This is a genomic window from Corynebacterium sp. Marseille-P8863 (assembly GCF_946902955.1).
Taxonomy (GTDB): domain Bacteria; phylum Actinomycetota; class Actinomycetes; order Mycobacteriales; family Mycobacteriaceae; genus Corynebacterium; species Corynebacterium gottingense.
In genome coordinates, this window is sequence record NZ_CAMPQC010000019.1 from 23,013 (window position 1) to 43,777 (window position 20,765).

General features: G+C 68.1%; 22 protein-coding genes. 10 read left to right on the plus strand and 12 right to left on the minus strand.

Features of this window, described 5'->3' with window-relative positions:
• The gene (locus OVO38_RS10860; RefSeq protein ID WP_267208488.1) at positions 1-1,533 is read left to right on the plus strand and encodes a bifunctional ADP-dependent NAD(P)H-hydrate dehydratase/NAD(P)H-hydrate epimerase; all 1,533 of its coding nucleotides are present in this window, start codon (positions 1-3) and stop codon (positions 1,531-1,533) included.
• On the plus strand, positions 1,526-2,473 hold the full coding sequence (locus OVO38_RS10865; RefSeq protein ID WP_095538202.1) for an NAD(P)-binding domain-containing protein: 948 nt from the start codon (positions 1,526-1,528) through the stop codon (positions 2,471-2,473). The genes OVO38_RS10860 and OVO38_RS10865 overlap by 8 nt, the downstream gene beginning before the upstream one ends.
• Here the strand turns inward: OVO38_RS10865 and OVO38_RS10870 are convergent.
• Complete coding sequence (locus OVO38_RS10870) at positions 2,449-3,195, minus strand: TIGR02206 family membrane protein (protein ID WP_267208489.1); 747 nt, start codon at positions 3,193-3,195, stop codon at positions 2,449-2,451. The two genes, OVO38_RS10865 and OVO38_RS10870, sit on opposite strands and share 25 nt — an antisense overlap.
• A gap of 271 nt (positions 3,196-3,466) precedes the next feature.
• Here OVO38_RS10870 and OVO38_RS10875 point away from each other — a divergent pair, with 271 nt between their 5' ends.
• The 3 genes from OVO38_RS10875 to OVO38_RS10885 all read left to right on the plus strand — a co-directional run bounded on the left by OVO38_RS10875 (position 3,467) and on the right by OVO38_RS10885 (position 6,586).
• Positions 3,467-4,576, plus strand: a complete 1,110-nt coding sequence (locus OVO38_RS10875; RefSeq protein WP_267208490.1) for a hypothetical protein — start codon at positions 3,467-3,469, stop codon at positions 4,574-4,576.
• Between the two features lie 18 nt (positions 4,577-4,594).
• Complete coding sequence (locus tag OVO38_RS10880) at positions 4,595-5,407, plus strand: hypothetical protein (RefSeq protein ID WP_267208491.1); 813 nt, start codon at positions 4,595-4,597, stop codon at positions 5,405-5,407.
• Between the two features lie 66 nt (positions 5,408-5,473).
• Positions 5,474-6,586 (plus strand): MFS transporter, encoded by a 1,113-nt coding sequence (locus OVO38_RS10885; RefSeq protein ID WP_095553877.1) that lies wholly within the window; start codon positions 5,474-5,476, stop codon positions 6,584-6,586.
• On the opposite strand, the gene OVO38_RS10890 is transcribed toward OVO38_RS10885, so the two are convergent.
• Both OVO38_RS10890 and OVO38_RS10895 read right to left on the minus strand, forming a co-directional pair.
• Positions 6,555-7,214, minus strand: coding sequence for an ABC transporter ATP-binding protein (locus OVO38_RS10890; RefSeq protein WP_122086420.1), 660 nt, complete (start codon positions 7,212-7,214; stop codon positions 6,555-6,557). The genes OVO38_RS10885 and OVO38_RS10890 overlap by 32 nt on opposite strands.
• Complete coding sequence (locus OVO38_RS10895; RefSeq protein WP_267208492.1) at positions 7,215-8,195, minus strand: ABC transporter permease; 981 nt, start codon at positions 8,193-8,195, stop codon at positions 7,215-7,217. It abuts the gene before it with no gap.
• An 89-nt stretch (positions 8,196-8,284) separates the two neighbouring features.
• On the opposite strand from OVO38_RS10895, the gene OVO38_RS10900 reads away from it, so the two are divergent.
• Together OVO38_RS10900 and OVO38_RS10905 are read left to right on the plus strand one after the other, a co-directional pair.
• Complete coding sequence (locus tag OVO38_RS10900; protein ID WP_267208493.1) at positions 8,285-9,385, plus strand: sensor histidine kinase; 1,101 nt, start codon at positions 8,285-8,287, stop codon at positions 9,383-9,385.
• On the plus strand, positions 9,382-9,981 hold the full coding sequence (locus tag OVO38_RS10905; protein ID WP_267208494.1) for a response regulator: 600 nt from the start codon (positions 9,382-9,384) through the stop codon (positions 9,979-9,981). Before OVO38_RS10900 ends, OVO38_RS10905 begins: the two co-directional genes overlap by 4 nt.
• On the opposite strand, the gene OVO38_RS10910 is transcribed toward OVO38_RS10905, so the two are convergent.
• Entirely contained in the window at positions 9,978-11,168 is a 1,191-nt protein-coding gene (locus tag OVO38_RS10910; RefSeq protein ID WP_095278385.1) for a multidrug effflux MFS transporter, read from the minus strand. The two genes, OVO38_RS10905 and OVO38_RS10910, sit on opposite strands and share 4 nt — an antisense overlap.
• A 17-nt stretch (positions 11,169-11,185) precedes the next feature.
• Here OVO38_RS10910 and OVO38_RS10915 point away from each other — a divergent pair, with 17 nt between their 5' ends.
• The 3 genes from OVO38_RS10915 to OVO38_RS10925 are packed head-to-tail and all read left to right on the plus strand — an operon-like array spanning position 11,186 to position 14,090.
• Positions 11,186-11,722: a hypothetical protein gene (locus tag OVO38_RS10915; protein ID WP_095555624.1), complete on the plus strand. Its 537-nt coding sequence runs from the start codon at positions 11,186-11,188 to the stop codon at positions 11,720-11,722.
• Positions 11,723-12,637 (plus strand): hypothetical protein, encoded by a 915-nt coding sequence (locus OVO38_RS10920; protein ID WP_233126980.1) that lies wholly within the window; start codon positions 11,723-11,725, stop codon positions 12,635-12,637.
• A gap of 37 nt (positions 12,638-12,674) precedes the next feature.
• The gene (locus OVO38_RS10925; RefSeq protein ID WP_095278390.1) at positions 12,675-14,090 is read left to right on the plus strand and encodes an IS1096 element passenger TnpR family protein; all 1,416 of its coding nucleotides are present in this window, start codon (positions 12,675-12,677) and stop codon (positions 14,088-14,090) included.
• 7 nt (positions 14,091-14,097) lie between these two features.
• On the opposite strand, the gene OVO38_RS10930 is transcribed toward OVO38_RS10925, so the two are convergent.
• The 8 genes from OVO38_RS10930 to OVO38_RS10965 all read right to left on the minus strand — a co-directional run bounded on the left by OVO38_RS10930 (position 14,098) and on the right by OVO38_RS10965 (position 20,743).
• On the minus strand, positions 14,098-14,436 hold the full coding sequence (locus tag OVO38_RS10930) for a DUF202 domain-containing protein (RefSeq protein WP_095555622.1): 339 nt from the start codon (positions 14,434-14,436) through the stop codon (positions 14,098-14,100).
• Positions 14,436-14,807, minus strand: coding sequence for a YidH family protein (locus tag OVO38_RS10935; RefSeq protein WP_095553798.1), 372 nt, complete (start codon positions 14,805-14,807; stop codon positions 14,436-14,438). Before OVO38_RS10935 ends, OVO38_RS10930 begins: the two co-directional genes overlap by 1 nt.
• 10 nt (positions 14,808-14,817) lie before the next feature.
• Positions 14,818-15,318 carry a VanZ family protein gene (locus OVO38_RS10940; protein WP_167457448.1) on the minus strand — a complete coding sequence of 167 codons (501 nt, stop codon included), beginning with the start codon at positions 15,316-15,318 and terminating at the stop codon, positions 14,818-14,820.
• 31 nt (positions 15,319-15,349) lie between these two features.
• Positions 15,350-16,042, minus strand: a complete 693-nt coding sequence (locus OVO38_RS10945) for a hypothetical protein (protein WP_095545650.1) — start codon at positions 16,040-16,042, stop codon at positions 15,350-15,352.
• 49 nt (positions 16,043-16,091) lie between these two features.
• Positions 16,092-17,618, minus strand: a complete 1,527-nt coding sequence (locus OVO38_RS10950; RefSeq protein WP_267208495.1) for a hypothetical protein — start codon at positions 17,616-17,618, stop codon at positions 16,092-16,094.
• On the minus strand, positions 17,608-18,396 hold the full coding sequence (locus OVO38_RS10955) for a hypothetical protein (protein ID WP_267208496.1): 789 nt from the start codon (positions 18,394-18,396) through the stop codon (positions 17,608-17,610). The genes OVO38_RS10950 and OVO38_RS10955 overlap by 11 nt, the downstream gene beginning before the upstream one ends.
• Before the next feature lie 83 nt (positions 18,397-18,479).
• Positions 18,480-19,418 carry a hypothetical protein gene (locus tag OVO38_RS10960; RefSeq protein ID WP_095553802.1) on the minus strand — a complete coding sequence of 313 codons (939 nt, stop codon included), beginning with the start codon at positions 19,416-19,418 and terminating at the stop codon, positions 18,480-18,482.
• A gap of 134 nt (positions 19,419-19,552) precedes the next feature.
• Positions 19,553-20,743 (minus strand): hypothetical protein, encoded by a 1,191-nt coding sequence (locus OVO38_RS10965; protein WP_267208497.1) that lies wholly within the window; start codon positions 20,741-20,743, stop codon positions 19,553-19,555.
• Positions 20,744-20,765 lie beyond the last annotated feature (22 nt).

Sequence of the window (20,765 nt, forward strand, 5' to 3'; positions counted from 1 at the left end):
ATGTACGCCTGCACCTTTACTGTCGCCCAAGTCCGCGCCGCCGAGCAGCCACTATTGGACGCGCAAACCTCGCCGGACGAGCTCATGCAACAGGCCGCGCACGCCGTGGCCCAGGTGGCCCGCGCGATGGCGGAGCCGGGCTGCCGGGTGCTCGCGGTGGCCGGACCGGGCGGTAACGGCGGCGACGCCCTCTACGCCGCCGCGGAGCTGGCCATGTCCGGCTACCAGGTGGACGCGCTGCTGGTGGCGGGCCGTGCGCAGGAGCGGGCGCTTTCGGCGCTGCGCAACGCGGGCGGGACGGTGGTGGAGCGTGTTGCCCGCGCGTATGACCTGGCCATCGACGGCATGACCGGTATTGGTGGTACTGCGGGACTGCGCGCGGAATATGCAGAGGTGGTGGAGGCGCTGCGGGGGACGCGCGTGCTCGCGGTCGACGTGCCCTCCGGGGTCGACGCCGACACGGGCGAGGGCGGCGAGCTCCACGTCACCGCGGACGCGACCGTGACCTTCGGCGGGTTCCGGCGCGCCCACGTCCTTTCCGCCGCGTGCGGGGTGCAGCTGATTGCGGACATCGGGATCGGCGGCCGCCACCTCTACGAAACGCTCTCCGACACCCTGCCCGAGTGGTCCGCCGACGGGCCACCGCTGCTCACAGCAAACCGCGCCGTCACCCCGGACTTCCCTCTCCCTGAGGGGATGCGCACCCTGCTCCCTGCGCCCGTGCCGTCGGTGGAGCCCGGCGCGTCCGACGACAAGTACTCCGGTGGCGTAGTGGGCATCCGTGCGGGCAGCGGCACGTACCCGGGCGCGGCGCTGCTGTGCACGGCGGGCGCGGTCAACGCCACCCCGGCGATGGTGCGCTACGCGGGCCCGCAAGCCGCCGAGGTCGTACGCGCGCACCCGGAGGTCGTCGTCGCGGATTCCGTGGATGCGTCCGGCCGCGTCCAGGCCTGGGTGTTCGGCCCCGGCGCGGGCACCGACGAGGCGGCGGCCGCAGAGCTGCGCGCCCTACTCAGCGCCCCGGAGCCTTTGCTTCTCGACGCCGACGCGCTCACCCTCCTTGCCACCCACCCCGACCTCCTGTCCGCCCTGCGCGAGCGCGACACCTACACGGCGCTCACTCCGCACGACGGCGAGTTCGCCCGGCTGCGCGAGGCGGCGGGCCTTTCCGCGGATTCGCGGATGGAGGAGACGCTCGCCCTCGCCGCACACCTCGGTTGCGACGTCCTGCGCAAGGGGCGCGCCACACTCATCTCCGACGGCCACCTCGTCTACGGCCTTGACGCCGGGCACTCCTGGGCCGCGACCCCGGGTTCCGGCGACGTGCTCGCCGGCATTGCGGGCGCGCACCTGGCTCGCTGCGCGGAGACCTCCTCGCTCATTTCGGCCGCAACCGTGCACGCCGTGGCCGCGAAGCTGGCCGCCGCCACCGAGTACGGCGACGCCACCGCACCCGCGAGCCGGATCGCCACGTTTGTCCGCGAGGCTACCGCTCTACTGACCACAACGACTCTGGAGGCGAACAATGCTTGATGCCGCGATCATCGGTGGTGGCCAATCTGCACTCGCGACCGCTTACTACCTGCGCAAGTACAAGGTGGATTTCACCATCTTCGGCGACCGTGCTGCCGGCGCTTGGCCGACGTACTGGGATAACCTCACGTTGTTTTCCCGCGCGGAATTTTCCAACTTGCCCGGCTGGCCTATGCCCGCCTTCGACGGCTATCCGCCGCGCGACCACGTCGTGGACTACCTCACGCGCTACGAGCAGCGCTACTGCTTCCCCGTCGTTCGTGAGCGCGTGGAGCGCATTTCGCTTGACGACGCCACGTTTACCCTCCACCCCCAACGCGTCACCGCCCGCAACGTGATCATGGCCACCGGTAACGTCCCGTTCGTGCCTCACTACCCGGGCACGTTCCCCGGAGTGCAGCTGCACGCCTCCGAATACCGCAACCCGCAGCAGTTGGCGGGCAAACGCGTCGCCGTGGTGGGATCCGGCGATTCCGGTGCGCAGATCACCGCTGACCTGGCGCTGGGCGGGGTTGATGTGGTGTGGCTGACCCGCCACGCGCCGCGCTTCATGCCGGATGACGTGGATGGTTCGGACTTGTTCCGCCGCAACCGTGAACGTTTCGTCGCTATCTCACAGGGCAAGCCGGACCCGGGCGGGGCCGACTTCGGCGGCGACATCGTCGTGGTGCCCGAGGTACGCCGCGCCCGCGACGCCGGGCTGATGCGCACGGAGACGATGCCGGACACGCTTGATGAGGTTTCGGCGCTTGGGGTCGAGGCGATCGTGTGGGCCACGGGGTTCCGCCCGGCGCTCGGGCCGGTACGCGGCCTGGACCGCAACACCCCGGGGCTGTGGTTTGTGGGCTACAACCGCATCAACGGGCCGGGCGCGGCCACGCTGGGTGGCGTGAGTCCTTTTGCCAGGGACGTGGCTCAGGCGGTGGCGGGGCGTCGGTAAGCACTCGCCCAGGTCATCGCGGCCCAGACCGCTGGGACGCCGGGGACGACGATGAGGAGGTAGTAGGGCCACTTGCCAAAGAGCTCGAGGATGGACCAGCCGCGCGGGTAGCCGGCGAGGAAACCATAATTGCCGCCGGTGATGCGGTTGGCGGTGGCGGCGAAACCGGCCCAAGCGACGGTGATGGCGGTGGTGATGCGCCAATCGCGCCAGGTGGGGCGGTAGCCAAGACCGAAAGTGAGCACCGTCGGGACGACGAGGGCGGCGCTGTGGAAGAACCAGTACGCGAATTCCTGCAGGCCCGGGAAGTCCTGGACGTAGGCCATGTCGGGGAAGAGCAGCGCCATCGGGTTGAGGAGGAAACCCCAATAATACGAGAGCGCGCTCGCGGTGGGATTGTCGGTGAGCAGCGCCGTTGGAGTGATCACGCGGAGGAAGTCCGTGATGTGGAAGGGCGCAGTTTCGTCCCACACGATGTTGCTCGGCGCGAGGACCCAGCAGTAGTAGGCGAACACGAGGATGCCCAGGACGGCGCCGGCGACCTTTCGCGCAGCTTTGACCACATTGCGGGGCAGGTTGCGGGCCGCGACGACGAGGATGCCACAGCAGAGAATGAGGACCACGAGTACGGAGAGGTGCCGAGCGTCGTACTGTGTCATCGTCCGGTAGGTGCGTCCGTTGCGCGACGTCCAGTCCGGCGGTTGGAGCGGCTGTAGCTGCATACGAGTAAGGGTACCGCGGTTGGGGTGTCTAAGAATTACAATGGTGTAACTTCTCAGGTTCAGCCCGTCTACCTCGATCTGGACCATTAAGGAGCCACCCCATATAGGGGCGCTTTTTAAACTATTGACAGGCGATATTAAATAATACCATATCAATCCACAGCTCCTTCCTGGGATTATGTAAATATACACGGTCATTACCGTTTTTATAAAGCGAACACGGCTCACGCAAATGCTTCCATTTATGTATTCCTCAGGTAACATAATCAGCGTGTTCAACAATCAGAGATTCGCAGCAGCAGCCACCGCCGTCGCCCTGGGCGCGTGCGCTGTCATTGCGCCACAAGCGCAGGGCGCAACTGTTGGTAGTAACGACTCTGGTTCATGCCACATCCAGCTGAACAGCCAGGAGCAGCAGGAATACGAGCGCGTCGCGTTCGCTTCCTCCAAGTTCAACCAGGATGACAACTGGCGCCAGGCCTTCGAGGTCGCGTTCCCTGCCGCCGGCGACATCGCCGCCGAGTTCCAGGACGTCTACGAGAACGGCGGCCGCGAGTCCTTCAACAGCAACCTGATGGACAACCTGAACGCGTGGGCCGACCGGATTTCCGCAGAAACCGGCGTCTCGCACGACGCGTCCTTCTGGTACTTCTCCCACCTGTGGAACAGCCTCGCTGTCTCCACCGAGCCGGACATCGCCCTGGTCAACTTCTGGAACGACGTGCACAACTCCCTCGACGCGGGCACCATCACCGCTTCGGAACAGGATGCCGCGTCTGAATCCGCCTTCCGCCCGGTCGCCCCGCTGGCCGTCCTAGAGCAGGAACGCAAGGCCCAGTTCCCGGAGCTGAGCCCGGAGCACGCGGCCGCGTGGACCGACGCCTTCGTGGAGTCGGAGGCCCTGTCCGACTACCGCAAGGGCGCCGCATTCGAGTCCGTCTTCCAGCAGGCCCGCCAGGAATGCGCAGAGGGCGGCGATGCCATCGTCCTGTTCCCCACCGACGGTGCAAACCCCGACGCGCAGCGCGCGGCGGAGAAGACCGACCAGGGCGCGGACGTGCTTCCCTCGGCGGAACGGAACCCGCTGACCACTGAGCAGACTGACCAGCCTGAGCGCACCGAGCACGAAAACGGCACCGAGAACGGCACGACGACCACCGTCGTGCGGGAGAACGGCAAAACCACCGTCAACGTCTCCGTCACCTCGCGCACCAAGTCGCACACCGCATCGGAACCGACCGACAGGCAGGACAACGAGCCCAAGGTGGACACCGCCGCCGCAGCCGGCAAGCACATCTCCGTTGACTCCGGCATCATCGCCGCTATCGTGCTCGCCCTGCTGGCAGCCATCGGCGGCGCAGCCTTCTCCTTCCTTGGCTAGACCCCGAGCAGGGCACCGATGAGAACGCTCGCCGCACTCGCCACCGCGACCGCACTGGTCTGCGGTGGCGTTGCCGTTGCGCCCATTCCCGCCGCGAGCGCGGCCACCTGCACGCTCACCATGGAGCCGGAGGCCTTCGGTGCGGCCAGCGACGCCGCGCACCTCTACCTCGAGCGCGAGGCAAACCTCATCTACGCCCGCTACGGATCCTTCGTCGAGGCATTCCCCGAGGTGCGCAGCGTCGAGTCCGGCGTGCGCCGCCGCATCCTCGAGGAAGCGCTAGGCATCTACATCGATGACGCCCACTTCGCCGACCCCACCACCACCGAGCACGCGTACGCTCTCGAGGCGTTCGCCGACCTCGGCCTGCCCGAGTCCGTGGCCAACTGGTACCTGCAGCGCCACTCGCCCACGCAAACCACCCACAACCCGCAAATCACCGAGGTCGAGCACTACAAGGACTTCGTCGCCACCGACGGCCAAGTGCCCGTGGGCAAGGACGCCCCGGACTGGTTCGCCCCCACCGGCGTTGCCACCGACCCGGAGGCGGTCGCCGAGCAGCTCACCCAAGAGTTCCCGGGCCTGACGCTTGCCGACGCCACGCGCTGGGCAGACACACTGACCTCCACCGCGACGTACGAGAACCTGCGCGCCGTCGACCGCTACGCCAGTTACTTTGACCAGCAGGACGCGCAGTGCGAGGCGGACCACGCGGAGCCGACCGAAACGCCGGAGCCGGAAACAGACATCATCCCCATCATCGCCGGGGTCCTCATGCTGCTGGGCATTTTCGGCTACGGGGCGTTCGCGTACACGCATTTCTACGCCTAGATTGTTCGTGTGACCGATCTGCAGACACCCCAATCCCAGAAATTCCCTGTGGTCCCCCTCGCTGCGATGAGCTTCGCGGCGTTCGTCTACGTCACATTTGAGATGTTCGCCGTCGGCCTCATCTCTCCGATGGCCTCGGATCTCAACGTCTCCGAAGGCCAGATCGGCCTCCTGATGAGTGTGTACGCCGGCCTCGTCGCCATCGTGACCATCCCGCTCATGGCCGCGACCCGCAAGGTGAACCGACGCCCCCTCTTCATGGCTACGCTCGGCTTCCTGCTCGCGGGCATCATCTTGCAGGCAATCGCGCACACCTACTGGGTCCTCGTGGTGGGCCGAGTGTGCGCGGCGCTCACGCACGGTCTGTTCTGGTCGCTGGTCAACCCCATGGCGTCGAGACTCGCCCCGCAGGGCATGACCGGCAAGGCGGTCGCGGCGGTCTCGCTCGGCTCCACGCTCTCGCTGGTGGTCGGCTCCCCGCTCACCACCTCACTCGGCGGGCTGATCGGGTGGCGCGGCTCCACCTGGGTCCTCGGCGTCGCGGTCCTCTTCGCGTTCCTGCTGCTGCTCAAGACGCTGCCCAGCATGCCGGCCATCCCGCCGACGCCGGCGGAGACCGCGCAGCAGCAGCGCTCCGCCATCCCCTCGCTCGTTTTCTACCTGGCGTTCTCCGTCACCGCGGTCTTCGCCACATTCACCTACCTGGCGCTGCTCGTGGAAAACACGGCGGGGCACGCGTTCGTCCCCATCGGGCTCGGCGCGTACGGCGCGTTCGGCCTCGTCGGCGTCGTGCTCGCGGGCAATCGTGTCGACGTCCGCATGATCCGCCTCAACGGCTTCGCTGGGATCCTGCTCATTGTCGCCGCGCTCGTCGGGCTCATCGGCCTGCACACCGGCTCGGGCGTGATCATGTTCATCATGATCGCCATCTTCGGTACCGCGGCGGGCGCGCTGCCCACCGTCGCCACCACCATCTTCCTGTTCGCCGGCAAACGCAACCAGGACCTGGCCAGCTCCATCTACGTGGTGACGTTCCAGGTCGGCATCGCCTCCGGCTCCGCGCTCGGCGCGGCGGCAGTGGACGCGGGCTACCTCTCCGGCACCCTCCTCATCACGCTGCTGCTCGCCGCGTGCGGGTTCGGCGTGCTTACGCTGCTCTCGCGACCGAAGCTGCGGTAACCTGCCCGTCCGCCACGCGGACGACCTCGTCGGCCGAGGAGATCAGCTCCGTGTCGTGGGTGACAAAGCCGCAGGCGATGTTGCGGTCCTGCACCAGGTTGCGCAGCAGGGCGACGATCTCGTGCGAGCGCTCCGAGTCCAGCGCCGCGGTCGGCTCGTCGGCCAGGATCAGCGACGGCTCGCCCATGAGCGCGCGGGCGATGCCGACGCGCTGGCGCTGACCGCCGGACAGCTGCTGCATCTTGCGGTCGCCCAGGCCCTCCAGGCCCACGGTGGCGAGCAGCTCGTCGGCGCGCTCCTTGCGCGGCTTGACGCCGCGGATGTGGTCGGTGACCAAGAGCTGGTCGCGGACGTTGAGGGCGCCGATCAGGTTGGCCTGCTGGAAAATCATGCCGATTTTTTCGAGGCGGACGCGGGTGTCCACGGGCGTGTCGTCGATAAGCACTGTGCCCGAGTCGGGCGTGAGCAGGCCGGCGGCGGCGGAGAGCAGGGTGGACTTGCCCGAGCCGGACTCGCCGACGATGAAGGTGAGGTGGCCCGGGGTGGCGCTGAAGGAGATGTTGTCCAGAGCGGTGAGGCGCTCCTGGCCGTCCTGGAAGGTGACGGTGACGTTGTCCATGGTGAGCATTTAGGCGATACCTCCGAGTGCAAGTTGTGGTTCGACGTTGGTGATGGAGCGGGTGGCAAACAGGGCGCCGGCGAGGCCGAGGACCCAGATGAGCAGCGGCGGGCCGACCGTGGACAGCGCGGAGAGCGTGAACGGGACCGTGCCGCCGACGAGCGCGCCGAAGCCGGTGGCGATGGCGGCACCGAGGATGACGCCGGCCGCCAGGATGATGGCGGACTGGCCGAGCGCGTCCTTGCGCAGGTAGCCGTTCGACGCGCCGATCGCCTTGAGGATGGCCAGGTCGCGGGTGCGCTGCATCGTCCACACGGTGAGGAAGGCGACGATGACCAGCGCCGCGATGGCGTACAGGAAGCCCTGGATCATGAGCAGGGAGCCGCGCTCGGAGCCGTAGGCCGGCAGGGCGTTGAAGGAGTCGGACAGCTTCATGCCGCGGTCGTCGCTGGCAAGGAGGACCGTGCCCTCGGCGTCAGTGTGCATGGCGGCCTGCCAATCCTTGGTGGGCACCCACAGGACCGGGGAGTGCGAGTACTCCAGGTCCTCGGCGGTGCTGCCCACGGTCACGGGCGCGCCGCCCACGGTGAGCTCCTCGCCCGGGGTCAGGCCCAGGGACTCGGAGGCGATGGCGTCGGTGCCCAGCACCTCGCCGTTGGGCAGCCTCGTGCCCTCCGGCAGGCCCAGGATGGCCACCGACTCCTCGGTGCCGTCCGCGCGGGACAGCAGGGTCTGGCCGGTGCCCAGCGGGACGTCGCCGACCTGCGCGTCCTCCGGGCCCACGCGGGACGTGGTGTAGGAGGGCTCCTCCATATCCTTGAACACGACCGAGTGCGGGTTGAGCGCCTCAAGCGCCGACGTATTCTGCTTGCCAAGGCCAGCCGTCAGACCGGTGAGCATGACGACGAGGAGAGTGATCAGCCCCACGACGCCAATGATCAGGCCGAAGCGGCCCTTGGCGTTTCCAATTTCTCTCAATCCAACGAACATGCCCCAATTATCTGCCTGACCTGCACCGTTCCACATCGGACGAGCGGTGGAACCTTGAGTCAACCGATCGGTTGATTAGGCTTGTGCGCGTGCAAACCACCAGCCGAATCCTCGCCGTCCTCCGCGTCAGCCTGCACCTGCTGGTCGCGGTCCTCCTGCTCGTGGGCATGCTGGGCGACTTCACGCCGCTCGCGCTCCTCTTCGCCGCCGTCTACCTGGCGGGCACCGTGGCGCACAACCGCGGCACGGAGTACTCGGCGCGCGCGTCGTGGGCGTGGCTCGCCATCATCGCGGCGCTGTGGGTGGCGCTGGCGCTGCGCTCCGAGGCGTACGTGTGGCTGGAGTTCCCGCTGGTCATCCTCGCCGCTATCCTCCTGCCCACCGCCGCGAGCCTGGTCGTGGCCGCCGCGATGCTGGCGCTCACGCTCAGCGTGACGGTGCCCGCCTCCGGGGTGGGCGGGCTGATCGGCCCGACCATCGGCACGGTTGTCGCGGTGGTCACCGTGCAGATCTACAACATGCTTCGCGCCGAGGCGCAGCACTACAAGGCGCTCGCGCTCGAGCTCGAGGTCTCGGAGCGCAACCGCGGCGCGGCGGAGGAGCGCGCCCGCCTCTCGCGCGAGGTGCACGACACGATGGCGCAGGGGTTGAGCTCCATCGTGCTGCTGGGCAGGGCGCTGGACAAGCAGCTTGACGACGCCACCGCGCGCGCCACCCTCAGCACCATCCGCGAGGTGGCGGCGGACAACCTCGCGGAGGCGCGCCGGTTCGTGGCCGTGAACGCGGAGGGCGGCGGGGCCGAGCCGCCGCGCCGCACCCTGCCGGAGCAGGTCCGGGCGCTGGCGCAGGCCGCGCAGGACCGGCAGCGCGCCCTCGGCGAGCCGCTGGAGGTGCAGGTCAACGTGGTGGACGTGGTCGGCCGCGCGGCGGAGGTGGTCGAGCGCGTGGTCCGCGAGGGCTTAAGCAACGTGGTGCGCCACGCGCACGCCTCGAAAGCGGTCGTGACGGTGGATAAGCTGGGCGAGACCGTTACCGTCGACGTCTTTGATAACGGCCGCGGCATGTCCGGCAAGGAGGGCTTCGGCCTGCGCGGCCTGCGCGCCCGCGTGGAGGAGGCCGGCGGTGAGCTCTCGGTGGAGGGCAACGTGCTCGCGGCAACGCTCCCGGTTCAACGCAAGGAGGCACCATGATCAGGGTCATGCTTATCGACGACCACCCGGTCGTCCGCGCCGGACTCCGCGCCGTCCTCGACTCCTTCGGCGACATCGAGGTCGTCGCCGAGGGCGCGGACGGCACCGCCGAGGTCCCCGACGGCGTGGACGTCATCGTCTCCGACATCCAGATGCCCGACGTGGACGGCATCGAGGTCACCCGGCGCGCCGTCGCCGCGGGCGGCCCGCCCGTGCTCATCCTCACCACCTACGACACGCAGGCCGACGTGGTCGCCGCCGTGGAGGCGGGCGCGCTCGGCTACCTGCTCAAGGACGCGCCCGAGCAGGAGCTTCACGACGCCGTGCTCAAGGCCGCCAGGCGCGAGCGGGTCCTTTCCGCGCAGGTGGCGGGCGTGCTGGCGGAGCGCGTGATGCGCCCGGAGGAGGCGCTGTCGGCCCGCGAGATAGAGATCCTGAAAGCCCTGCAGACCGGCGCCTCCAACAAGCAGATGGCGGCCAGCCTGTTCATCTCGGAGGCGACGGTGAAGACCCACCTCATCCACATCTACTCCAAGCTGGGCGTGGACAACCGGACCGCGGCGGTAGAGAAGGCCCGCGAGCGCCGGATTATTTAGGCGGCGTCCTCGCTGAGCTCGTGGGTGGTGGTGAGCAGCAGCACCGCGGCGAGCGCCAGGCCGGCGCAGATGAGGGTGCCCAGGCCCATGGAGCTCATGTGGTTCGTGCCCAGCGCGACGAGCGGGGGCACCGCGCCGGCGACGAGGAACTGGAAGAAGCCGAGGGCGCCCGAGCCGGCGCCGGCGCCGATGTCTCGGACCTCCTCGATCGCCAGGGCAGAGGCGTTGGCCATGACGAACCCGCCCATGAAGGAGAGGACCGCCAGGAAGGGAAGTGCCCACAGGGAGGGCGTGGTGAAGGCGAAGGTGAGGAGGATGAGGGCGGCGATGGCGTCGATAAGCAATGCCCCGATGAGCAGCGTGCGGGGGTGGTAGCGCTTGAGCATGCGCATGTTCATCGTGTTGGACACCGGGATGAGCAGGGCCATGCCGCCGAAGATGAGCGCGTAGGTGGTGGCGCCCAGGCCGAGCTGCGACTGGAGGACCAGCGGGGACGCGGAGATGTAGGCGAAGAGGGCGCCGAAGCCGAGGCCGCCGGCGAGCATGAAGCCGACGAAGGCGGGGCGGCGCAGGCACTGCCACATGCGGGGGAAGAGGCTGCGCAGGGTGCCGGAGGAGCGGCCCTCGGCGGGCAGGGTTTCCGGCATGCGGAACGCCATGATGGCCTGGACGACGTTGATGGCGGTGAGGACCCAGAAGAGGCCTCGCCAGCCGACGACCGGCAGGAGCGCGCCGCCGAGGACCGGGGCGATCGCGGGGACAAAGCCGGTCAGCGCCATGAGGCCCGACAGGGCGCGGGCGGCCTGGCGGCCCTTGGACACGTCCGCGACCACGGCGCGCGAGACCGCCTCGAGCGAGCCGGCGGCCAGGCCCTGCACGAAGCGGGCGGCGACGAGCGGCCAGATGCTCGGGGACACCGCGCACAGGACGGAGGCGGCGAGAAAGACGGACGCCGCGCCGACGATCTGGGGCTTGCGGCCCGTGCCGTCCGAGATCGCGCCGAACAGGAGGTTGCCCACCGCCATGCCCAGCATGAACCCGGTGATGGTCAGCTGCGCCACCGCGGGCGACGCGCCGAGCTCGCTGGCCAGCGACGGCATGCCCGGCAGGTACATATCAATGCCGAAGGGGGCGACAGAGGAGAAGAACGCGAGGGCGACAAGCAGCCCGGGTGAAAGTTTTTGCACGCAGGTACCATACCTGTATGAGCACTGAGATGAGCAACGTAGTCGGCGCGTGGCGCTCCATCGAGGTACCGCAGGCGCCCGAGGCGCTGGGTGCCGCCGCCTCCGCCGAACTCTCCGACGGCGAGCTGCGCTACGGCGAGCTGGCGCTGCAGTTTGCGGGGGCAGCTGGGGGCGCCGAGCCGTTTACCCCGGAGCCGTTCACGCTGCGCTCCGTGACCACGCGCGTCTCCGGGGAGGCGCGCGTCGTGGCCGGCTCGCTGTTCGGCCAGACCTCCCCCCTGCCCACCCCGGACTCGCTGGTCGCGGTGGTGCTCGCGCTCGAGCCCGGCGCGGAGGTCGCCTTCACCTGCGACGAGGCGCTGGAGTACGGTGTCGTCGCCTGCTCGGGCGGCATTGAGTACGACAACACCCCGGTCCCGGCCGGGTCCTGCGGCCGCACGCAGGCGGGCGCGTCCACCCACGCGGTGGCGAACACCTCGCAGGAGCGCGCGTACGCGGTGCTCCTCGGCGGCAACCCGGCGGACCGCGCAGGCGCAGCCCGTCCTTCCGAGTAAGTGCGCGGCACGCTCCCGCCGCCCGGCCCCGCATGGGGCGGCAGCGTGATGGGCACCTCGCTGATGGCCACGCTCATGGTCACCAGCGGCTACCCGGCCGTGGCCTGGGTGTTCGCGGTGCTCGGCGCGCTGATCTTCCTGGTGCTGTTGGGCGGTTTCCTGGTCTACCGCAGCCCCCGCTTCCGCCAGGACCTCATGGCTCCGTGGGCGATGTGGTTCATCGGCACGATGGCGTTGGGCACCGCGTGGACCAAGCTGACCGGCGCCGAGTGGTGCATCTTGCTCGGGTTTTGGGTGGGCGCGCCGCTGTGCGTGGTGGCCTACTTCAACCAGCTGCGCAGGTTCTCCGGGGTGCCCAACTTTGCGTGGGGGCTGCCCCTGGTCGGGCCCATCATGGCGTCCAATACGGCGGGGACAATCAGCGCGCTGACGGGCAGTCGGAGCTACGCCGTGCTGGGCATTGTCTTCATGGCTATGTCGGTGCTCGCCGCCTACCCGGTCTTTGCCCGCGTGTACGTGGCCGCGCTGCGCGGGGAGGCAGACATCAGCGGTCCGAGCGCGGCGACGACGTGGATTCCGCTTGGGGTGGTGGGGCAGTCGACGTCGGCAATCGCCCTGCTCTTCGGCGCCCGCGCGGAGATCCTCGTGGGCAGCGCGCTGGTGGCGCTGGCGGTGCCGATGATGCTGTTTGCCATGTGGCACTTCTACCCCGCCGTGGCCCGGTGGGTGGACTACTCGCCGGCGTGGTGGGCCTCCACCTTCCCCACGGGCGCGATCGGGATGGGCGGCTACACGCTCGCGCAGGCGTGGGGCATCGACTGGATGAACGCGGTGGCGACGATGCTCCCCGCGCTGCTGGTGCTGCACTGGGGGTTGTGCGCGGCGCGCTTCGTGTCGTGGCGGTGCGGCCATTAGCGGGTAAGGGTGGCCGGGCCCACGTAAGGTGAAGAGCATGATCATCACAATGCTGTTCACCGTGGAGGGGTCCCAGCCCGAGATCAGCCGGTGTGTCAACGTGGAACCACACATTGATCTGAGCCGATTGGCGCAGATTATCGACGCATCACTCGGGTTTTCGGGGGTGGCCGGTCACTTGTTTATTCACCAGGAGGGGGAGCACTCCGCCGACAACGAGGTCTACGCCGAGAACCCGGGCGCCGGGGAGCGGTCCATGACCTCCATGACCGTGGGCGAGATGCCGCCGATGCTGTACGTCTACGACCCGGCCGCCAACTGGAACGTGCACGTCAGGCGGCTCGGCGAGTCGCAGCTGGAGGGGCCCACTCCCCTGCTCATCCACGCGCAGGGGCCGGACGTGGTGGAGACCGCAAACGGGCCGGAGATGATGACGCGCTTCCACGAGGAGGCGCGGAACCTGGCCGCCGGGCTGCCGCCGAACATGGAGGTCACGCCCCTGCTGCTCAGCTACCTGCCGGTGATGACGCCGGAGCGGATGCTGGACCGGCTCAGCGTGGTCGACCCCGTGGCGGTGGCCACCCGCATGGGCTTTGTCAGCGAGGAGCTGGGCACCAACCTGGGTGGGCTCCCCGGTGGGCCGTTCGATGCCGATACGTTCGACCCCGGTTCCTTTGATGACGCCTTCGAGCAGGGGTTCGCGGCGGGCTTCGGGGACGAGCCGGAGGCGACACCAATGCGCGAGCTGATCCACAAGTTCCTCGACGACCGCCCGGACCTGCAGGAAATCCTGGAGACGGACCCGAACGCGCAGGACAACCCGGTGCTCGTGGAGGCGTTCTCGGAGTTTTTTGATCGCACGATCGCCGAGATGGGCGGCGTCGACGCGGCGATGGAGGCGTTCGGCGTGGAACGCGCTGAGGTCCCCGGCCCGAGGTCCGCGGACATGCACGCCCCGAAGGGATTCTCGCCGGTGCTCGCGCAGTACCTGGAGGTGCTCGGGCCGGAGGCACCGCTTACGGTGCGCGGCAACCTCAAGGTCGCCGTGGTGCGCGAGCTCGTGCGCATGCTGGGGCTGCCGGTCTACCCCACCCAGCCGCGAGAAGACACGTGGGAGGCGGTCCAGCTGGGTCGCGTGCTGCTCGAGGAGCTCGGCCTCGTGGCCCAGGAGGGCTCCAACCTGGTGCGCACCGCGGCCGGCGAGCGGTTCCTCAACAATCCGTCCCTGGCCGGCCACGAGGCGATGATCCACGCGGTGTTCGCCGACTACTTCTCCCCGTTTGTGTGGCGGCAGACCGTCGAGGTGCTGCGCAGCACCGACTCGTCCGGGGCCTCACCGATGGCGGAGCACACGCTGGACACCCTCATGGTGCTAGGCGGGATCTACGCGATGGGCGACGTCAACGTGATCACGGAGGAGTTGCTCGCGGTGATTGACCCGGGGGCTCGCTAATCGACGCTCACGCAGCCGCCAGCACCACGTAAAGCCCCAACCCGCCGAGCACGCACATGGCCAGCGTGGTTGCCGCGACGCCCACCGTGTTCGGCGCCGAGCGCTCGTTGGCCAGGTGGATCGCCTCGCGCCGGTACGCGCGGCGCTGCAGCAGCATCGTCACCGCGCCCATCACCGTGAGCAGGACGATGACGGTGAAAATGACGCCCGGGTACGCGCTGGACCAGCGCAGCAGCACGGATGCGCAGACGAGCATGGCCAGGGCGGTGCGCCCCCAGCTCAAGGAGGTGCGCTCGGCCTGCAGCCCGGGGTCCGCGAGCGGGATCGGCCGCGTCTGCTGCCCCATCAGGTCAGGCTGACCAGGACGACGACGGCGGCGAGGAAGATGCCCACGCCGAGGACGGGCACGATCGCCGGGGCCGGGAGGGGGCGGCCGTGCCGCAGGGCGCGCTCGAGGCGCGCCCAGCGCACCGCCGCGCCCAGCGAGATCGCCATCGCGATGACCACGATCACGGCGGCGATGATGGAGCGCGTGGCGGGGTCGATCCCCGGCAGGTCGAAGGCCTCGAGCGCGATGCCCCCGGCCAGAAACGCGAGGGCGGTGCGGGTCCAGGCGAGGAAGGTGCGCTCGTTAGCAAGCGTGAAGCGGGGGTCCGGCTCGGTGCCGTCCGGGAAGACCCGGCGCGTAAACCAACCGCGCTGCGTGTCCTGACTCATGCCCCCTACCCTAGGCGATGAACGCGGCCAGCTGGTTCGCGCCGAGCGAAAGATACGGCACGAGGATGACCACGGCGCAGGCGTTGAACAACCACATCGCGGTGGGCGACTTGTGCAGGGAGGCGGCGGCAGCGCCGATGAGGCCGCCGGTGGTGTTGAAGATGAGGTCGTCCATGTCGCTGTAGCCCGCCGCGAGGAGGAATTGCAGGGACTCGACGGTGAGGCTGGCGAGGAAGCAGAAGCAGGTGGTGGCGGCGACGGAGCGTCGATAGGCGATATAGCCCACAGGCACAAAGAGGGCGAGGTTGCCAAAGAGGTTAAACCAGGGGCCCCACCACACGCGGTAGTGCTGAAAGGAGACGAAAGGGTCGAGGCGGATCTGCTGGATCTGGTGCGCGGCGGCGTCCCACAGGCCGGGGACGGAAATGTAGGCCTTGCCCACCGTGAAGGCGAGCACGAAGGCGGCCGCGACCGTGAGGCTCAGCGTGTACAGGGCGGGCGAGATTTTCACCTGGGCAACACTAGCGCCCCGCATTGCCCTGCTACTGGGGGTTGGCTGCGTGGTTGCTGGGGACCTGGCCGCCCGAGGCCTGCAGGTACGCGTGCGCGAACGCGAGCAGCGCCACCGGCAGCGTGACCAGCAGGCCGACGCCGGCGAGCAGTGCGCCTGCGGCGTTGAGGAGCGTGAGCAGCACCGCCAGCCCCAGCAGCGGGGCGTAGTTGCGCGAGCCCGCGACGACACCGGGCCGGGTGGCGTCCCACATGGTCATGCCGCTTGCAGAGTAGTAGATGATCTGCGTCAGCCACGGCGCGAGCACGTTGAGCAGGACGATCGCGCCGCCGCCCAGCCACAGCGCGCCGGACGGGAAGAAGCCGTCCACCCTGCCGGAGAACGCCACGACCGTGGACCAGAGCGTGAAGCAGGCGACGAACACGAAGACGACGAGGAGCGCGGTGAGCAGCGTCTCCTTGTACAAGAGGGTGGTCATCTTTCGCAGGCGAGGGGCGCGCTCGCGGGTCTGGCGCAGCGCCGTGACCGTGGCGAAAGGGATCACGAGCGCCGCGACGACCAGCGGCGTGACGTAGTAGCACAGCGCGAGGCTGGCCGCCGTGATGAGCAGCGCGACGGCGGTACATGGGACCCAGAGCCGCCAGTTGGACGTCGCCGCCGCCCACCCCCACGTCAGCGCCGGGCGGATGCGGACCGTGCCCGCGCGTGAATGTTCCTCCTGCATACACCGCACGCTACCAAAGTTCCCAGGGTTTGCACGGGTACGTCCCCTATTAATTTCTGCTGCGGTATGTGCTGTGCTTATCGACGGGAACCGGTCCCCGCGACGCCTCCCGGTACGCGTGGGCGTACGCCAGCAGTGAGAGCGGGATCGTCACCAAAAGGCCCAGGCCAAGAACCGCGGTGCCGAGAATGTTGAGGACCGTGCACACCAGCGCCAGGGCGAGCAGCGGGAAATAGTTGCGCACGCCGCGCCGGAACCCGCGGCCGATCGCCTGGCCGATCCCGCTGCCGTCCGCCGCGAAGAACGGCATGAGCGCCCACAGCGGCGATACGGCAAGGTAGCACAGCAAACCGATGCCCAGCATGATGGGACCCATCGGCGTCCCCTCCGGCACGTCCCACGGCAACGTCTGGTGAAGCGCCCGGTGCACGGCGGAGGGCACTGGCCACGAAATCGCGGCGGCGAACAGCCCGACCACCACGGTCTGCGCGAAGTGCAGGGGCTTCGCCTCCCCGATCGAGAACGTGATGCGGTCCGTCTGCCGCAGCGCCGCCGACACCGCAAACGGGACCACCACGACAAACCACACGGCGGGGAAGAGGAACAGCGCAACGATGAAAAGCAGCGGGTTGCCAGCCACGACACTGATGACGAGGAACGCGAACGTCAGCTGCACGCACGTGACCCAGTTTCCGGTGAACGCGGCCCACGCCCAGGAGAACGCGCGGCCCACTCGGACCCGCCCGGTGCCGGGTTCGGTGGGCCAGGCCTGCGGGTCGAGGTACGTGTTGCTGGCCTGGGCGTACGGGTTTTCGTCGGGGGCTGGTGTGGGGGCGGGTGTGGGTTTTTCGGGTTCTGTTGGTTCTGTGGGCTCTGTCGGTGCTGTCGGCTCTGTGGGCTCCTCCACTGTGCGGCCCACGGCCTGGCAGTACGCGTGGGCGAACGCACACACGACGATCGGCACCGCCACCAGCAGCCCGACGCCGATGCAGACTGCGCCGATGAGCAGGGTGAGCAGGGACAAGGCTTCGAGGGCCATGAGGCGCAGCCAGTTCGCGGCGGCGCGCTTCGTCGCGGCCAGCAGGCCGTGGCCGTCAGCGGCGGCGAGGGGCAGGAAGCTGCACAGGGGCGCGAGCACAACAAAGGCCACGAATCCGCCGAGGATGAACCAGGCGGCCGGGTCGGTGTAGAGCGGGGTGTGTGGTCTCTCGCCGTACGGGTCCACCAGCGCGGCGAAGGAAGGGGCTGCAATACCCAGCCAGAGGGCGAAGCACAGGAATCCGACGAGCTCCACCACCGCCGTCGCGCCGAGCGTCTGGAAGGCGCGGGGGAACTCCAGCTCGGTCAGGCGCAGCCGGGGGTGCTGCGTCTGCTGCAGGGCGACGATGGCAAACAGGGCCGACGCCAGCATGAACACGATCAGGTGGCCATAAAACTGCAGCAGGACCCACAGGACGACCCACGCGAGGAAGGCGACGAGCGTGAGCGGCACCCATATCGCCCAGTTGTTCAGCACGGTGCGGATCGACCACTCGAAGGCGGCGCGGGCGTTGATGGTTTTGGGGTTAGCGGTCATGGGGGTTGGCGGTGGCGTCGATAAGCGGGAAGCCCTCGGTGACCTGGCGGTACCCGTGTGCGAGGGCGAGGAACAGGAGCGGGAAGACGAGCGCGGCGACGCCGCAGGTGAGGTACCTGGAGCCGGGGAACATGGTGAGATCATTCCACACCGCCACGATCATCAAGGCGTAGGGGGCGGCGACCGCGATAAATACCTTGAACCAGTTTCGCACCGACGCGCGTAGGCCCAGTGTGACCGCGGAGCCGAAGCTGGTGCGGCCGTCCGCCGCGGCGAACGGGACGAACGCGACGAAGGCTGTCGCCGCGGTGAAGATGAGTACGCCACCGAGCAAGACGTATGTCGTGCCGGCCTCGTACCAGGGCTGTTCCGGCGTATGCCCGCTCGGGTCGAACCTCCACATCGACGCGCCAAGGAACACGAAGAACAAGGTGATGGCGAAGCCGCCGACAAAGAGCCCGAAGAGGAACGCGAGGACCAGGAGGTTGGCAAAGCCGGGCACGCTGATCTCATCGAGCTTGAGTCGCCGCACCGTGGTTTGCTGCATCGCGAGCGAAATCAACACCGGCACCGCCAGGAGAGCGAACGTTTGCCAAAACCGCGTTGACAACCCGATGAAGCAGATGAGGCTCAGCGGACCCCAGATGATCAGGTTGGTTACCCAGGCTCGCACCGCCCACGCGTAGGCGGGCAGGAGGCGCAGCCCGCCCGCGGGCTGCATCGGCGGCGGGTTGCTGTGCTCCGCGTACGGACTCTGCCCACCATTCGGGGTGCTCATGCGCCTGAGACTAGCAGCGATTGGGGGAAATGTTTGGGGCCGATACCAATCCGTGACCTCAGCCCTTTACCGTTAGCGCACCGTTAGCGTACAGAGAGCGTGCTTTTCGACGGCACCGGGCCACCCGAGATCTGCCGGTAGGCATGCGCCCAGGTGAGGATGATGACGGGCACCGCGACGATGAGGCCGACGCCCACCGCTACCCCGCCGAGGACGAAGATGAGGAACGAGACAACGATGAGCCCCAGCAACGGCAGGTAGTTGCGCTGCGCCGCCTTAAACCCCCTGACGATGCAGCCGCCGAAATCGGCGCCGTTGTCCGCCGCGTACCAGACCTGCAGACAGAAGAACGGCAGGGTGGCCAAGAACAAGAAGAAGGCGACGTAGTCAAAGGGGGTCAACTCCGGTTCCACAACCGGGTACCCCGCAGGTAGAGGAGGCGCAGGATTGCCAGTGGCCAGGCGCAGCAGCTCAGCAATGGCGACGATCAGCGCGAGGGCGCCAAGCGACATGATCCCGGTCAGCACATACATGCCGAGTGTCACCCAGAAGGTCGATGTGCCCTGCTCCGATGTCTCGTTCTTGTACACCAGCGTCTGCTTCAGCCCCAAGGAGATGCAGAGCGGGTACAAGGCGGCTACGACTAGCCCCCCGACGAACGGGATCAGGCCAACCAACAAGGCCAACAGCAGCCCGAGCCCGCACGGAATCCAGAACTTCCAGCGGGAAAACGTGGTGTTCACACCCCAGGTGAGCGCCTCGCCGATATTGAGCTTGCCGGTGCCCTTCATGTGGATCCACCCGTTGCGCTCAGGGGCGTTGATGGGGTGCGCGGTGCGGCCGTCGCCAAAGGTGTCGTCAATAAGCCGCTTGCCGTGGAACTTCATGGCGTTCACGGAATGGGAGAGGATGCTGGGCTGCGGTGCGTTCGAACCGGTCGCGGGGTACTGGTCGTAGCCGTGGAACGCTGGGTTGTTATCGGGGTTGTTATCGGGGCCGTACGGGGATTCCGGTCTCGTCATGGTTCGGAGCGTAACAAGGTGCGGACCATTGCGCGACCAGAAAGTGAGCGTTGTATCACAATGCAATGTGAGTGATACATAGCGAACGCCCCACGCAGCCGGTGGGCTGCGCGGGGCGGTGCGGGGTTAAACGCTTAGAGTTGCGCCGGGAACTCGTCCTCCACCGGGACCGGGCCGCCGGAGATCTGGCGGTACGCGTGCGCCTGCGCGAGGAGCACGACCGGGGTGGCAATGATCATGCCGAGGAACGCAAGGACGTAGCCCACGAAGCTGAGCAGGCCAGCAAGCACAGCCAGCCCCAGCAGCGGCAGGTAGTTTCGCTTGCCGTCGGCAAAGCCCTTGCTAAACGCCTGACCGAAGGAGCCGTTGTTCTCAGAGGCGTACCACACGGTCATCATGAGGAACGGAGATACGAACCATGCGATGAGCATGAGCAGGCCCATGGAGCCGAGGAGCGGGCCGAGCAGGGGAAGCAGCGCCTCGAAGTCCTCCGGGCTTGTCGGGTTCTCTGGCAATGCGTTGAGGTCCACGCTGCTGAAGCCGGCAACCATGCCAATGGTGAGGAACACAAACATGCCGACGGTAACAACTGCAAAAAAGACCGCCAGAACACCCAGGGTCTTCCCGTACGCGGGAGTCTTGATGTCGCCCCACCCGAACGAGCGGGCCAGCGTCTGCTGCAGCGCGGCAGAGAAGAACACCGGGTACACAAACAACGGGACAATGCCGAGTACGCCGGTCGGGACGATCATCGTGAGCCACTGCCACGCACACGCAATGAGGCCGAGGACGATCCAGAGCTTCCAGTTGGAGAACGTGGTCTTAAAGGCCCAGGAGAACGCGTCGGTAATGTTCAGCTTGCCGTTGCCCTTGGTGTGCGTCCAGCCGTTGTTGGCCGGGTCATTGATCGGGTGCGGGGTCGCGCCGTCGCCGTAGGTGCCGTCGGTGAGCTCCTGGCCGTGGTAGCGCAGCGCGGTCGCGCCGGCGGCACCAGCCGCGGCGTTCACATCGAACTGTTCGTACCCGTTCGGGCCGAAGCCGCCCTGGCCGTACGTGTTGGAGCCGCTGGCGCCGTAGCTGTTGGAGCCGTACTCGTTGGAACCGTAGCCGTTCGCGCCGTAGGCGTCAGCGCTGTTCTGGCCGAAGTCGGACTGACCGGAACCGGTGGTGCCGGCGGAGCCGGCGCTGTCCGGGTTCCACGCGGAGGAGCCAGTGTTCTCCGGGTGGCTCCCCGCCGGGTTGTCGGGGTACGGCTCGTAGCCGTACGGGGAGTCCCCGCTCGGGCTATTGTCGCCCGGGGTGTTTCCATTGTTCGGTGTAGTCATGCGGCCGATAATAACAGCCGCC